This window comes from Pantanalinema rosaneae CENA516, assembly GCF_050753385.1.
In the GTDB taxonomy this organism is placed as follows: Bacteria; Cyanobacteriota; Cyanobacteriia; order Leptolyngbyales; family Leptolyngbyaceae; genus Pantanalinema; species Pantanalinema rosaneae.
This window is the reverse complement of the sequence record NZ_JBLZFZ010000100.1, coordinates 1-14051: the sequence shown is the minus strand read 5'-3', so window position 1 is coordinate 14051 and position 14051 is coordinate 1. Positions and strand designations below refer to the sequence as shown.

Annotated in this window: 17 protein-coding genes; 5 read left to right on the top strand and 12 right to left on the bottom strand. The window is 51.0% G+C overall.

Annotated elements, in window-relative coordinates; translation table 11 throughout:
• From ACN4EK_RS30890 to ACN4EK_RS30875, 4 genes are all read right to left on the bottom strand, one after another.
• On the bottom strand, positions 1–1115 hold a 1115-nt coding region (locus ACN4EK_RS30890), incomplete at its 3' end, for a CHAT domain-containing protein (protein WP_431662281.1).
• Between the two features lie 131 nt (positions 1116–1246).
• A complete protein-coding gene (locus ACN4EK_RS30885) occupies positions 1247–2248 on the bottom strand; it encodes a DUF1822 family protein (protein ID WP_431662280.1) in 1002 nt (333 codons plus the stop codon).
• A gap of 20 nt (positions 2249–2268) precedes the next feature.
• Positions 2269–2919 carry a sigma-70 family RNA polymerase sigma factor gene (locus ACN4EK_RS30880; protein ID WP_431662279.1) on the bottom strand — a complete coding sequence of 217 codons (651 nt, stop codon included), beginning with the start codon at positions 2917–2919 and terminating at the stop codon, positions 2269–2271.
• Between the two features lie 159 nt (positions 2920–3078).
• Positions 3079–3312 carry a hypothetical protein gene (locus tag ACN4EK_RS30875; protein WP_431662278.1) on the bottom strand — a complete coding sequence of 78 codons (234 nt, stop codon included), beginning with the start codon at positions 3310–3312 and terminating at the stop codon, positions 3079–3081.
• A gap of 146 nt (positions 3313–3458) precedes the next feature.
• Between ACN4EK_RS30875 and ACN4EK_RS30870 the strand changes: the two genes are divergently transcribed.
• Positions 3459–3635: a hypothetical protein gene (locus tag ACN4EK_RS30870; protein WP_431662277.1), complete on the top strand. Its 177-nt coding sequence runs from the start codon at positions 3459–3461 to the stop codon at positions 3633–3635.
• Positions 3636–3655: 20 nt separating this feature from the next.
• On the opposite strand, the gene ACN4EK_RS30865 is transcribed toward ACN4EK_RS30870, so the two are convergent.
• From ACN4EK_RS30865 to ACN4EK_RS30855, 3 genes are all read right to left on the bottom strand, one after another.
• Positions 3656–5257, bottom strand: coding sequence for an adenylate/guanylate cyclase domain-containing protein (locus ACN4EK_RS30865; protein ID WP_431662276.1), 1602 nt, complete (start codon positions 5255–5257; stop codon positions 3656–3658).
• A gap of 252 nt (positions 5258–5509) precedes the next feature.
• Positions 5510–6043, bottom strand: a complete 534-nt coding sequence (locus ACN4EK_RS30860; protein WP_431662275.1) for a hypothetical protein — start codon at positions 6041–6043, stop codon at positions 5510–5512.
• Between the two features lie 136 nt (positions 6044–6179).
• A complete protein-coding gene (locus ACN4EK_RS30855) occupies positions 6180–6647 on the bottom strand; it encodes a peptidoglycan-binding domain-containing protein (RefSeq protein ID WP_431662274.1) in 468 nt (155 codons plus the stop codon).
• A 269-nt stretch (positions 6648–6916) separates the two neighbouring features.
• Here ACN4EK_RS30855 and ACN4EK_RS30850 point away from each other — a divergent pair, with 269 nt between their 5' ends.
• Positions 6917–7495 carry a hypothetical protein gene (locus ACN4EK_RS30850; RefSeq protein WP_431662273.1) on the top strand — a complete coding sequence of 193 codons (579 nt, stop codon included), beginning with the start codon at positions 6917–6919 and terminating at the stop codon, positions 7493–7495.
• Positions 7496–7798: 303 nt separating this feature from the next.
• A complete protein-coding gene (locus ACN4EK_RS30845; RefSeq protein WP_431662272.1) occupies positions 7799–8137 on the top strand; it encodes a P-II family nitrogen regulator in 339 nt (112 codons plus the stop codon).
• Between the two features lie 81 nt (positions 8138–8218).
• Here the strand turns inward: ACN4EK_RS30845 and ACN4EK_RS30840 are convergent, their stop codons facing one another.
• From ACN4EK_RS30840 to ACN4EK_RS30830, 3 genes are read right to left on the bottom strand one after another with little or no spacing between them, the layout of a single operon-like run.
• Positions 8219–9028 carry an ABC transporter ATP-binding protein gene (locus ACN4EK_RS30840; protein ID WP_431662271.1) on the bottom strand — a complete coding sequence of 270 codons (810 nt, stop codon included), beginning with the start codon at positions 9026–9028 and terminating at the stop codon, positions 8219–8221.
• A gap of 15 nt (positions 9029–9043) precedes the next feature.
• A complete protein-coding gene (locus tag ACN4EK_RS30835) occupies positions 9044–9634 on the bottom strand; it encodes a hypothetical protein (protein ID WP_431662270.1) in 591 nt (196 codons plus the stop codon).
• A gap of 7 nt (positions 9635–9641) precedes the next feature.
• Positions 9642–10082 (bottom strand): DUF4079 domain-containing protein, encoded by a 441-nt coding sequence (locus ACN4EK_RS30830; RefSeq protein ID WP_431662269.1) that lies wholly within the window; start codon positions 10080–10082, stop codon positions 9642–9644.
• Positions 10083–10295: 213 nt separating this feature from the next.
• Between ACN4EK_RS30830 and ACN4EK_RS30825 the strand changes: the two genes are divergently transcribed.
• Positions 10296–11378: a DUF1517 domain-containing protein gene (locus ACN4EK_RS30825; RefSeq protein ID WP_431662268.1), complete on the top strand. Its 1083-nt coding sequence runs from the start codon at positions 10296–10298 to the stop codon at positions 11376–11378.
• A gap of 182 nt (positions 11379–11560) precedes the next feature.
• Complete coding sequence (locus ACN4EK_RS30820; protein WP_431662267.1) at positions 11561–12205, top strand: DUF1517 domain-containing protein; 645 nt, start codon at positions 11561–11563, stop codon at positions 12203–12205.
• A gap of 129 nt (positions 12206–12334) precedes the next feature.
• On the opposite strand, the gene ACN4EK_RS30815 is transcribed toward ACN4EK_RS30820, so the two are convergent.
• Together ACN4EK_RS30815 and ACN4EK_RS30810 are read right to left on the bottom strand one after the other, a co-directional pair.
• Positions 12335–12508 (bottom strand): hypothetical protein, encoded by a 174-nt coding sequence (locus ACN4EK_RS30815; RefSeq protein WP_431662266.1) that lies wholly within the window; start codon positions 12506–12508, stop codon positions 12335–12337.
• A 146-nt stretch (positions 12509–12654) separates the two neighbouring features.
• On the bottom strand, positions 12655–13959 hold the full coding sequence (locus tag ACN4EK_RS30810) for a hypothetical protein (protein ID WP_431662265.1): 1305 nt from the start codon (positions 13957–13959) through the stop codon (positions 12655–12657).
• Positions 13960–14051 lie beyond the last annotated feature (92 nt).

The window sequence follows — 14051 nt, the reverse complement described above, 5'->3', positions numbered from 1 at the left end:
AGATGTGTATAAGAGACAGGGGGAGGTAGGGCAGAGGGGGGCGTTTGGCCTAGGAGGGTTTGCCAGGTGGGAGGGAGTTCAGCCGGGTTTTGGCAAATAATTGGTAGCCAACTGGCGCAGGGAAAGCGATCTTCTAGCCCCTGTAATCGTTCGCGGGCATTCCGCACTGCCAGATAAAAGGATTCGCCTTGGGAGAATTCTGCTAAGAAGGCTTTGAGAAATTCCTGAGCGACTTGATCGGGAACGGGTTCGCGCATCAGGATAATTTGGGGAATATGCAGGTCTGCCAGTTCAGGAGCCAGTCCTATGCCATCACAGGAGTTGAAAATTGCCAGTTTCAGACCTCGCTCGATCGCTTTTCTCAGGGCATATTTCAATTCACTCACGGTCAGGCTATCTGTGGCGTTAATGTAAATCCGACCTGTTTCTTCGGTAATGCTATGACCAGCAAAAAATAGAATATCCCAGGGTTTTGCCCATAATTGATTCGTTACCTCCTGGCGTTCGGGCTGTACCAAGAATGTGACATCGGCATCCGGCAGTTGTTCTAACAATTCCCGATCGGCTTGGGTATTAATTCCCGCACTATTGCCAATAATCGCCAGAATGTTAATCCTGGGATGATGTCCTGGTAAACGGCGGACTTGCTGGTAACTGGGCGCACTCACCGCAATTTCGGCTCGGGTGTAGCGCTCCATCATGTCCAACAGATGCCAGGGAAACCGTTGCAACTGGCGATCGTCGGTCTGCACAATCACCCGAATCTTCTCAGCCGGGGAGAGTTGTTCTAGCCAGGTTTCTCGAATTGGGCGAAATTCTTCCGATCGCAGCCAGGTATTTAACCGTACCCGTAACATCTTTGCGGCAATTCGGCAATCTTCTACCACTGAGACATTTGTGACTTGCACCGGTGGGGCAGATAACCGCGATCGCAATCCTAGCCGCTTGTAGCTTGACTGCCAATGACTGTAATACAACGGCATTTCTGGCGCAGGGGGCAATTTGCCAGTCATTTCGATCGTGGGGCGGGTGGCTTCATCGCCAATCTGTAGCGTCACCGAAAAACCCTGCTCGAAGCTACCGTCACTCAGTTTTAGGACAACAAGCTTACTCATCACTGCAACTCAAAACGTGAGGAAGGTTGGGGAGATGGGAGGATGGGGAGTGGGGAGTGGGGAGATGGGGAAGTCATGGTGCTAGGGGACAGCATGATTCCAGTTATTCCGGGGTTCACGACAGCGGGTGGTTAGATCACAAACTCCTGGGTAATTTGGGTTTCCCCGATCGCCACTTGGGAACTAAAGCGTTCTCCGGCTACCCCGCTAAACTGCAACTGAATATAGTTATCCGCACTGCGAGATTGCGTCGATAAAAAGACATTGCCGCTATCATCCAACACGGCTAATTGCAGTTCACTGGGTAAATGAAGCTGGTTGCCAGTTGGATGGACTTGCAGCCGGACAGCCGTTTCCTGGTTGCCCTCTGGACGCAGTTCTACGACTAACGCCACGGGCTGATTGTTTGCCTGAATCCCGAGATCAATCAGCTTGGCTCGCCGGATGGTATCCGTGGTGTCTGAAGCAAGGGTTTCTGGACTCTCTACGCCTCGAAAGGCGAAAGCAGGACTAAATTCCGGTGGATTGAGTAAGGATTCTACCGTTTGCCAGCCGTCCTCAAACACGCCCTGTGCCCATTCTCCTAAGTTGATCAGGGTTTGACGAGCCACCGTTTGAACTTCTGCGATCGTTGCTGGAATTGCCACAGGTTGTAATGCTGCCAGGTAATCCAGCATGGCTTCTGGAGATTGCAGTTGATTCAGGGGTAACTCTTCTACAGCCGCCGAGGGCACAAATCCCAGAATTTGCCCATTTTGGAGGGATGCATCAATCTGAACCACCACATACCCTACCCGGTCTGACCAGGTTTCCGGTGGAATCGCGCAGGTTGGCATCCCAGGAGCGATCGGACGACATTCCAGACGACCAAACCCCGGAAGTTCCAGATCCGCGACATCGGCACAGAGCCGCACGATCGGATTCCAGCTATCACCCGCCAGCAAATTGGTTGTTATCCCCATGAGTTGGAGATAGTCATTCACAATGCAGACTGCCAGGGTATTTAACTCTACCTGGGTCGCTCTTGCCGGGGTCGGTTGCTGATGGGCAAACTCCTGGGCAAGCTGGCGGGCAGATTGAGTAATGGGTAAGGGTAGAGCGAAATCTTCAGTCTCATACATGCTGTAGGTCATGGTCGTTTATCCTTCTCGCTTTATACATATCCCTCGGATTCACCAAACTTACGCAAGCGAGGCACACATTGTCGTTGGTAAAACGCACTTAGGGTCGGAATTGGTAGCCCAAATTCTTCGGAAAGCGCTTTCCAGCTTGTCTCTGGTGGTAATCGTCGCAAAATTAACACCTGACAATTGACTTCGGGATGACCTTTGATGTGAGTGGCACATAATTCTCCCGTGGCATCTGCTGTTGCCCAGGCTTTTACCTCTTCCAGAATCGGTGGCACATCCGGGGGGGCAGGGACTAAATCGATCGGGTTAACGAATTCTCCTGGCTCCCCCGATTTTGCGCCGCGTGCCTGACTCGCTGCCTGGGTTGCCTGTTGCTTTTGCTGCTGAATGAAATGATCCTGTAACCGTCGTCGCAGATAGTAATTTAACCAGGTGGCAACACTGCTCCGCGTGGGATCATATTTCTCCCCCGTACCTCGTTCACAAACGTTCTGGCAAAAGTACACCCAGGTTTGCTGAAGGGCATCTTGATAGTAAGGAGTATATTCTCGCCACAATTTTGGGCTAACCCGGCGAATGACTTGCGTCAGGTTTTTTTGGCGTTGCACACTGCCGGGAGGATGCTTGCAGGCTTCGACTACAAGCTGGTAGAGCGGGTCGTCAAATTCAGTCATGTCAGCGGTGGTAATGGGGCTTGATGACGCTAGGTGCTCGCCACAGTCTCAAAGGAGTGGTGGTCTTACACCAGATTACCTCCCCAATCCTAAACTCCTAGCAGCTTACCCGTGTCGTTTAGCTCCCAGGTGACTGAATGAGTTGAAGGGTTAATTGACCTAACGACTCCCCGCCGCTTCCCGCCGACCAGGAATGCCGCGTTTGGGTGGCTGGTAGGGACGATCGCACTCTACTGGAGCGTCTACCGAATTCAAGTGACTTTGGAGGGCAGGTTGGAACTGTGCCTGACTGCTTGCCACATCTAGACTCAGTACCCCTACGGCTACGAAAACGATACTCAGTTTGGCAAACCACAGACTGCCAGTTACTTGCCACGCTTTCGAGCTACCCATATCACATCCTCCCCTCAGTCATCCGATCGCCTCGGTCTTCCTACTGCTTTATCGGGTTAGAAACGAGAAATTATGCAGATCGGAAACTGTTGCAGGATGGAATTCTGATGAGACAATACTCAAACAACTGTGATTGAGCGCTACCTATGGCAGACCAACCGATGCAAACCTGTCCAGTCTGTAAGGTGAAAATCATCAAACTGGTTGGGGGCGATCGAGTGCTGTTCTCCGTGGGACCGCCCGGAACCCGAACCACCTTATGGAACAAAGTTTGTCAGCATGTCAACAACCCTGCCTGTATCAATCAGGAGGGCAAAGGGTAAGCCGGAGTTTAAGTCAACGGCTATCGGTGCGATCGTTGCGCCTGACAGCGTTCCCAATAGATCCGAGCGACTTGATCGCCGGGGCTGAGGCGTAAACATTCCGCCAACAGTTTTCCTGCCTCAACATATTGGTTTTGGCTGTAGAGGATCATCGCCGCCTCAAATTGGCTCAGCGTAGCTAACTTGCCTTCTTTCAGTGGTTCTGAATCAGCATCAAACACTTCAAAAATGGCAATATCATCCGACTTGCCTTTGACTCGGACGCGATCGATCCAGCGAATGGCATAGCGGGTGGCATCCTGTAAGCGCCAAAAGGTTTGGTGGGTAATCAGCAACGGCACATTGTAGTCTTTGGTCAACCCCTCAACCCGAGCCGCGATATTAACGGCATCGCTGATCACGGTGCCATTCATGCGCTGACTGCCCCCCACGGTTCCTAACATCAATGATCCGGTATTAATCCCAATCCCGACATGAATCGGCACATAGCCAATGCTAGCGCGATGGCGGTTATAAACCTGTAGCTCGTTCAACATGGCAATGCCAGCCTGGACGGCATCATCGGCTCCGGCACTGAACAGCGCCATAATGGCATCCCCAATGTATTTGTCTACAAAACCGTGATTTTGGACGATCAACGGCTCCATGCGGCTGAGGTAGGAGTTGATAAACCGAAAGTTTTCCTCTGGGGTCAGGCGTTCCGATAACGAGGTAAAGTTGCGAATATCGGCAAACAACACTGCCATTTCCTTCCGCACCTGATCGCCCAGTTGCACTTCGACAATACTGGCTTTATCGAGTAATTGCAGAAACTGGCGCGGTACAAAGCGTTCATAGGATTGGTTGATCTGACAAAGCTGTTCGGTAAAAACTTGGCGTTCCGCTTCTGCCCGTTTGCGATCGGTAATATCCTGAAATGCCGCGATCGCATACTCAATTCGTCCCGCCCGGTCGAAAATCGGACTTGCCCACACTTCTAATGGAATGATCCGTTCCTCCAAATGCAGTTCCAGATCATCAACGGTGGTACTGTCTCCCTGAAGTGCCCGAAAAATCGGTTGGCGTTCCGGCGGATAGAATTGATCCGTGCCAGCGAGATACGTCTGATAGGTACTGGGAAAATCCTCAACCTGTAATCCGGGGTTCACTCCCTGTCCGAGCAGTTGTTTGGCAATTCGATTGGCATAGTAGGGTTGTCCCTGGGCGTTCACGACAAACACCCCCACGGGAACGGCATCTAGAAATTGAGCCAAACGGCGTTCACTTTCCCGCAGCGCGGCTTCTGCCCGATCGTGGAGTTGGGCTTCCACCGCATCACTATGTTCCGCCATCGTCTCCAGCAAAATTTCCAGATCGGCTTTATCGCGTTGCACCAAATCCAGCAAGGTTTGCAGTTCTGCCTCCGATGCCTTGAGAGCGAGTTCAATGCGTTGGCGTTCCTGCACTTCAGCCTGGAGGCGTTGGTTCGTCTCGTACAACTGGTGTTGGATGGCATCGGTATGGGTAGTTGTGGTTTCTAGTACAACTTGGAGGTCAAGCTTTTCTTGACGCAAGATTGCCACTTCCCGGCGAAGCGCTTCCAGTTCTATTAGTAAGTGGGCAGTGGACGGTTCTTCCGGCATGAGTGGTTTAGGTTTCCTGACCTCAGCCCCTGCGCCTTAGATCCGTGTCAAGTCACCAATCAGTGTTCCAAGGGCAAGATGCTTTGCGACGACTGACCGATGAGGCTGACTCAGCGACGACTCACGACTGATCATTATTTACTTTCACTCCTTTTCTAACTGTAAATCAGGCTTTTCTGAATAAAGGTTTTTCAAGAAAAAATTCCTGACCTGATTCCTGACCTCTCCTTGCCCACTGCTAGCCTGGATTTTTTACCGCCGATCGCCCGTTACTAGCGGCTGAGGTGGCAGAATTTGACAGTCCAGCCAATGTTGTTGCCATGCGGCCCGAATCCGTCGCGGCGACACACCAACCAAGCGAGCAATCCACTCTGCCGGAATTTTTTGGGCTTCGTCTAACCCGGCCCAGGCACAGAGTTGGTTGACAATTAATGTAGCGCGGTGGTCATGGCACCGGACGATCGCAATATTGCTAATGCGATCGCTGTAGGCAATTCGCTGTTGAAAGGCGGTCTGGCGATCGGCAAATGTAGTCGGAAGCTCAAATTCAACTGTCCCTAACACGTAAACGGCAACACAATCGCCATCAAAACTACAGCCGACGGCGGCTCCGGCACCCGCAAAGTCAGCATAAAACGGTTTTTGAATAATTAAGCCCCCGGCACTATGGGCGGACAGACGCAGGCAATGACCACTTTGCAGGAGGGGGATCGGAAGTAAGCCCTGGGTGAAGCGGGAATGACGTTGTAATAGAGCCGCAATGCTATTGATTGTCGATACTGCCATGACTCAACCTCTGGGAACCAAGATAGATGCAGATGGTGATCTATCGAGGTAAAGGTCGAGCATTATGCAGCGTTGACAAAATTTAGAGCCGCTTTCCCGCCAGAGGATTGCTCTGCCTCAGGAGTCTGGATTAAATCTAGTATCGGGTTTTGCCTAATGCCCGCCAGGTACATGGACTGACAATTCCATCGGCAATTAACCCCTGTCGTCGCTGAAAACTCCGAACGGCTTGTTCTGTCTTTTGCCCAAAGCTGCCGTCGATCGCCCCAAAATAATCCTTGGTTACCGTTAAGCTCTGCTGTAACAGCTTGACGGCTTCTCCTGAGCCGCCCCGTTGCAAGACTGGCATATCGATCGGCGACCCTTGATATAAGGCTTGCCAGGTTCTGCGATCGACTATACCGGTTTCCTTTAAAAACACCTGACCTTGAAATCGTTTTACCGCCGTTTCCAGGGAGCGATCGAATACCCCAGTCAATGCTGCCGAGTAAATCTGCCAGTGTGCCAGCAGTTTTTGTAATTCAACCACTTCCTGACCCGTAGCACCGACCTGGAGGATAGGTTTGCCACCCCTTGCCGCGATCGACCAGGTGGATACAGACACGCTTCTATCAGCCAACGAGCACATAATCTAGCCATTGATCCCAACACTATTAGCCTAAGTGGGATCTGCCTGTGCCTACCTCCTCACACGGGTTCACCTAGATGGGTGATTTATTAATGAGCCATAGTCAGTGACCTGGATCACTGATTTTGCTAGGGCACTGACCTGGTTAAAAAAAATTACTTGACAAATTTTGTGGCGATCGTTCTAATTGCGGCTATTCTGGTGGCGTAATTTTCCAATCCTCGTTTAAGCAACTATAGAGACTTATGGCAAACGTGAACGCCAACCCCAGACAAGCTACCAAACCAGCGGCGGTCGCTCCCATGCCCACGGCGGCACCGCAATCCCCCTCTGTTCCGATTTCGCTGTATCGCGAGGTTGTGACTGAGTTACAGACGGCTCAAGGCATGCTGAAAACCTTGCAAACCGATAACCAACAGTTGATGCAACAAAACCAACAACTGCGGTTAGAGATTGAGCGAGTCGTCCAGTCCTCGTTGCGGTTGCGGCAGGTTGCCGATGGCTATCAGCATGACGGTGCGATCGCTCCTGTCGATCCGACGCTAACTAACCTGGAAGCCATTTTTGATTTACCTCCAGCGACGATTATTCAAGCACCCTCCCGGCAGAAATCAGCGAAATCGAAGACCAGCCTCCCGGCTGAAATTTCCCCTAGTTCCGAGAAACGGCTGACTGAGCAAGAGCCTCAATTGCGGCAGAGTGCGCCCCCCGACAAATCCTCGGAAATTAGTGCCTGGTGGCTGGCGTTAGTCATTTGCACAATTATCGTCACGGCATTTGGCACAGGTTTTCTGATTGTGCGTCCGCTCCTACCGCCGCGTTAAGCGATCGTGAATTTAATCAATCGGCAACCTGTACGGGCGGGTTTAGCAGATCGATCTGCCTTCTCTTGTACACTTGCTGACCAAACCTGCCCCTACCAAAACTCGAACTGATTTAATCCCATTCCTAAGCGATCGAGCCCTGATCGCTGGGATAAGCTACCAGACCCCAGAGGAGATGAGTCAAGCAAACTAAAGGTTGGCTGGCGAATTGTACTTTTTGTTACAAAACACCCGCTCTAGACGGTGATAGAAAGTGTCATGCTAGACAACGGAATTATTCAATAAACATAAGGAGTGTAGGAGTTGAAAAAGGTTGAGGCAATTATTCGCCCGTTCAAACTTGACGAAGTTAAAATCGCGCTCGTCAATGCTGGCATTGTTGGCATGACCGTTTCAGAAGTGCGAGGCTTTGGGCGACAAAAGGGGCAAACTGAGCGGTATCGTGGCTCAGAATATACAGTTGAATTTCTGCAAAAACTCAAAATCGAAATTGTGGTGGAAGACGAGCAAGTCGATATGGTGGTTGACAAAATCATCGTTGCCGCTCGGACGGGCGAAATCGGTGATGGCAAGATCTTTATCACTCCCGTTGATCAAATTATTCGGATTCGGACTGGCGAAAAGAATCAGGAAGCCATCTGAAGTTTGTCAATTCCCGATCGCGAGAATGCGCTGAATCTTCCACAATTTGCTGTTCTAGGTGTTATTCCTGGAGCAGCAATTTCATGTCCATTCTTCTTGTTGTTGCTGTTCTGCGGTAATCAGGCTAGTACGCAACGCTGCCCAATCTACTCTATCCACCGGGCAATCTTGCTGCACCATGCCCTCCTGTAAATGCAGCAGTCGGTGACAAAACTGCTGTGCCAGGTCTAATTGATGCGTCACCATCAAGACAGTGAGGCTGCCCGATCGCGTCAGGTCTGCTAACACCGACAGCACTACCTCACTGCGTCCGACATCCAGGGCAGAGGTGGGTTCATCCAGCAAGAGCACTTGAGGTTGAGTGGCTAACGCCCGAGCGATCGCAACCAATTGTCGTTGACCGACGGAAAGCTGTAATTCGGTGCGATCAAACCAGTTACTGGGAATATGCAGGCGATCGCTCCATTCGCCAACCCGTTGCTGAATCGCTTGTTTAGATAGTCCCCGCAATCGTAGGGGATAGGCTAAAGCGTCCTGAACCGTCATGCCCAGTAATTTCGATTCTTGTAAGACCAAAACAATCTGTTGGCGCAATTGCATTACTGGGATAGTGGTGTAGGGGCGCTCCTGCCAATACAATGTGCCACGGGTCGGTTCACTTAAGCGATTTAGTAACCGTAATAAGGAGGTTTTTCCCGCACCGGATGCCCCTACGATCGCAAGTCGATCTCCTGCCCGCACCCCAAACGAGAGGTCTTTCACCAGGTAATAGGCTGGCAGATCACTGGCAGATGGAGCAGAGGTAAATAGACGCGGCGATAGGCTAACTCGCTCCGCTCGAATTTGCCATGATTCCGCATTTAATCCTTGACCCCTCGTTGATTCCGTCATGTTTCCCTAGTTCGCTTACGAGTGGCTCACTGCCAGCCCAATTGTCCAAGCATCGATCGCCAGGAGCAACAGCGTTAGCCCTAGCAAAATTAAATACATCCAGGGTTGAGCCAGCGGTCGGACATCCGTGGTATCAATCTCAGTCCGTTCCTGCACTAACCTGACTAAACGGGCAAAGCCAGCCACCCGCATCGGTAGCAGATACGCCTGCCCTGACTGACTGACAAAATAGTAGACTAAGCCTCCCTGCCCCGTCGATCGCGGTTTCAGTGCGGTAATGTCTGCCCAGGGAAGTGACCATCCCCGCCGGAATAGGGAGGGAACCCAGGCGGGATACGTCACCTGAATCGCCTCAGCATCCACGATCACCCGCTCACTTAATGCCCCATACAGGGCGATCGCCCCTAAGCCAATGCCCAGCCACAGCAGTACAGGCGGGATATTGGGGGCATTCAGGTTTGCCAGAAACGGCAGGGGCAGGGTCAAGGCTCCATACAAACTCAGTAAGGTAATCCGGATCAAGGGCGAGAGCCGAAATACCGCTGGTAGTGGGTCATGAGCCGGAATCTGCCGTTGGTCTTGAGAGTTTAAATCGCTTGCAGCCACAGGTTCCTTACCCCGGTAAATACTTTTGCACAGCACTCCAGCCTGTGAGCGAAACTAGCACAAAAGCTACTAACAACACTAGATTAATCCCCACATGTAACGGTCTTGCCCAGGGACGTTGCTGACTAATTTGAGTGGCACTCCAGGTTGATAAAAACACGAGATCTACTACAGCCAGTCCCGCCGGGAGGTGAGTCGAGTGCCCCAGGCTACCATAGTGCCCCAAGGTGCCGACAATCCCGATCGCCAGCAATAGCAGTACCAGCCCCACCATCGTAATACCCGTCAGGATATGAAACGGACGTAACCACCGGGGACGGGACGAGTGGTGTTGTCGTAACCAGAAAATGCTACCACCTGACAACGCCAGGATCAGATACGCCGCGATCGCTAGCCCCATCGACCAGGCAGCGATTCTCCACAACCAGAGAAATGAAGGTAAGTCCACAGTTTAGCTTGTGATTGAATTCACGCATGACACGGGATGTTGTCACCTGATCCACCCTAACACCTGTGACTCAACCTGATTCATGCCTCTATGGGTCAAGAATCATAAGATTTTGTTTGCATCCAAAATGGATTTTCTAGAATGGGTCAAGGGCATCCTGTAGCTAAGAGTCAGATCAACAGCAGTTAGCCTTCGGTAGGTAAGTCATTGGTTATGGAACGATCGCGATTAAGACAAGTCGGTTTACTGGTAGCAAGCACCCTGCTCTTAAGTGGGATGACCCTGGAGCTACCAGATCTCCAATCGCCACAAACTATCTCTGAATTTCAACTGACAATTGGAACCGAAGCCTATGCTCGCCGGAGTGGTGGGCGTGCCGGAGGTGGATCATTTCGCCGATCGCCCTCTTCCTCCGGAGGTTCCCGTAGCCCATCGAACCGTTCTTCGGGCGGCTCTAGCAATCGAAATTCAGGTTCCAGCAATTACAACCGCAACTCTAATCGAGACTACCGGGGTGGGGGCACAACAGTGATTCCGGTTCCTGTGGGACCACGCAATTCCTACTATGGCAACGGCGGCTATTCCACTACTTCTAGTGGCGGTGACTGGATTGTGGGGCTGATCCTTTTAGGGGTGTCCACGATCGTGATCGTCATGATTGCTTACTACATGATCCGAGCCCTGCGGGGGCTGTCAGGCGGTAGTGACAGTGGCAATCGGGTGGTGGATAATGACATCGTTACGGTCAGCAAGATTCAGGTCGCTCTGCTGGCGGAAGCCCGATCGGTGCAATCAGAGTTAACCAGCATCAGTCTGGGGATTGATACTGATACGCCAGAAGGTTTGCTACAACTGCTTCAGGAGTCGGCTCTGGCGCTCCTGCGGACTCCAGAAAACTGGTCGCATGTCTTGGCAAGTTCCCAAACGGTGAGGAGTCGGGAGGAAGCCGAAACCCTGTTTAGTAAGCTGTCGATCGCAGAGCGGAGTAAATTTGGGGTTGAAACGCTGACCAATGTTGGCGGACGGGTGCATCAACGCTCTGATTTTCGACCGAATCCCGATGCTGATCCAGCGGCTTATATCGTGGTGACGCTGTTAGTAGGGACGGCGCATGACCAGCCCTTATTTGGCGAGATTCGGACAACGGCAGCGCTGAAACAGGCATTGGAACAACTGGCATCGGTGCCTTCAGAATACTTGATGGTGTTTGAACTGCTCTGGAGCCCTCAGGATGCCAGCGATAGCTTGACCTATGATGAGCTACTGACGGAGTACACCGACATGGTACAGATTTAGCGGTCAGTCGTGTGATTTCCCGATAAGAATTGAGCAAACTCTGGCATAGTGTGGGTCAGAGTTTCAGCCATGATCCGTGAGCTATTGGTTAAAACTAATACTATGATTGATCGCTAACTCGATACAGCTAACGACTAACCAATAATTGATGACAAAGTGCTAACCAGACACTTGGGGGTGCTGTGGATATTCATTTAGAAAATATTGATCCGAACGAACTGACGAATGATATTGTGACGGTCAGCCAGTTACAAGTGGCGTTACGGGCAGATGGCTATGGCTTGCAAACTCGGTTAACTGAATTGGGTGAACAGGCGGATACCAGCACATCAGAAGGGCTGTTTGAGTTATTGCAACAGGTTGCCAAACTACTGTTAGAGCGATCGTCCTACTGGACGCATGTCCTAGCCAGTTCTGAAACGGTCTACAGTCGAGAGGACGCTGAAACCCTATTTATTCAACGATCGCTGCATGAACGGAGTAAGTTTCAAGCCGAAACCTTCAGTAATGTGGATGGGGTGATTCGAGAAGAGCCCCTCCCGACGGTATTAGCTGATCAGGAAACGGCTGCCCGTCCTTTAACTACAAACCGCTCCCATAAAACCTATACCGTGGTCACATTACTGCTGGGGACTGCCGACGATCAACCTCTGTTTGGTGAAATCTATACTACGTCTGTATTGCGAGATGTTTTGCAAGACATTAGTATGATGCGGTCACCCTACCTATTAGCCTTTGAACTGTTATGGACTCCACAGTTAGCGAGTGATGTATTAACTGAAGCGGATTTAGCCGCTGACTATGGAGATATGATTGCGATCGACTAACGAGTGGTCTTGAAACGCTGCTGTTCCGGTGAGTTGCTAGATGAGATGGGAACCTGGGGCGTTACTTCCCATCTGCTAGCGATCCATGAATTGTGATACTGAAGTAAAGCATGCACAAACAGCTAAATTTTATACCGTGGAAGGTTGTAAGGTTCTAAAGGTAGACTTGACGAATTCAGTTTTGCAAGAAAAAAAAGTATAGCCATTAACCCGAGTCAGGGAAATCATCTCCTCACTGCATTCCAGCACTCGATAGAAGTTGCCGTCATTGGCAATCAGTAAATCACCAGGTTGAATTTTCATCGGCATTGACGAACTGTGTCGGTGAATGTCAAAAAGTAACACTGTATTTAGTATTACTCGATACCGGGGAAATAGATGATCGCTGACGTAAAGAAATGCATCATATAGTTTAAATAGATGATGTATTAAGAAATACAAAGGAGCCATTATTTCCCCTGATTGAGTCGCTGTTGCCACTCGGCATCAATTCTGTCCGCATTCTCAATGTCCTGTTCAATCAAATCTCGTTCGGTGGTATAGGCAAGGTTCTCCTGATCAATCACCGTGGCAGCCGCAAATTGTTCGGCATAGAGTAACTTTTGCTGTAGGCGATCGTCGCCTGCCTCTAATCGCATGGCTCGGGTCTGGCGTGACTGGTTACGGCTGATGATTTTGTGGTTTTGCCCACGGATCCACAAATATCGCCCGATCGGGATGGCTAAGAATGCCACTCCATAGGCTAGTAGGAGCCAAAAGATCGATTGCACAAATGCAACAATCCCACCCAGTTCCGCCGCCAGTTCACCCCCCGCCAGTAAGAAACCTAACCAGATGGCTCCGCCCAGGTTGAGCACTCCTAACCCGATCGCCAGGGTGCGTTGTCCACTGGTCGCTTGACTGAATTGCCAGGGTAGTTCTTGCAGATAGGCGGCGATCGAGTGCCGACGCTGTTGGGTAGCGGAGGTTTGCAAGTCTGGAAACTGGTAAATGATGTCGCCCTCAGGACTCACTTCCGGTCTGCCGTTAAACCGGGTCAGGACGGGTAGCATATATTCTTCATACTCTTGGGCATAGCCCTGACCTAAGTCATCTAAATAGGGTGCAATCTGTTCAGCGACGACTGCCCCCTGGTGATTGCGAATGACCGTCCCGATCGCTTGCCAACGACGTTCCTCTAAGTTGTGGTTGGGATTGCCATCCCCAAACAAAAAGGAAAATATCGCTTCTAAAAAATTTAATTGCCGATCTTCGGTTGGTCGGGTGCGGCGATTGTCGTAGGGGCGATCGTAATAACTGGGTCGAAAAATCCAGAAGAAATCAGGACTAATCCAGATATTTGGCAACCTGATTGTGGAACCGCCAGAATCACTCCGCTCACCATCCCGGCTAGAACTCGCTGCCATCATAATGGCGAAAATCGCGATAAAGATCAGCAGGATTGAGACGATTAAAATAATGCCAAACGAAATCCGGATTAAGTAGAACAAGACTTTCCAGATTTTGTTCCACCACTCTTGTAGCTGTAGCCGGAAATACTTATTCCGGAGAACGGCGCGAAAATCTTTGGGAAACAAATAGGCGATCTCACCGGACTCCGCCACCTGCAAATGTCCTCCCGCATCAGATGCCAGTGCCAGCAAGCCCTGTTGCGCCAGATTAATCTCTAGCCCAGCTTGAGCGGCAACATCCCCGACTGTCACTCGGTAGTTTAAGCGTTCTACCGCCTGCATGATGTCTGGATTCAATGTCATGCTGCGTTCTCCGTACCGTTGGCTTCTTCTTCAGTATAGAAGGGAGGAATTGGTAGGTGGGGAGGTGGGGAGGCTGTCTCTTATACACATCT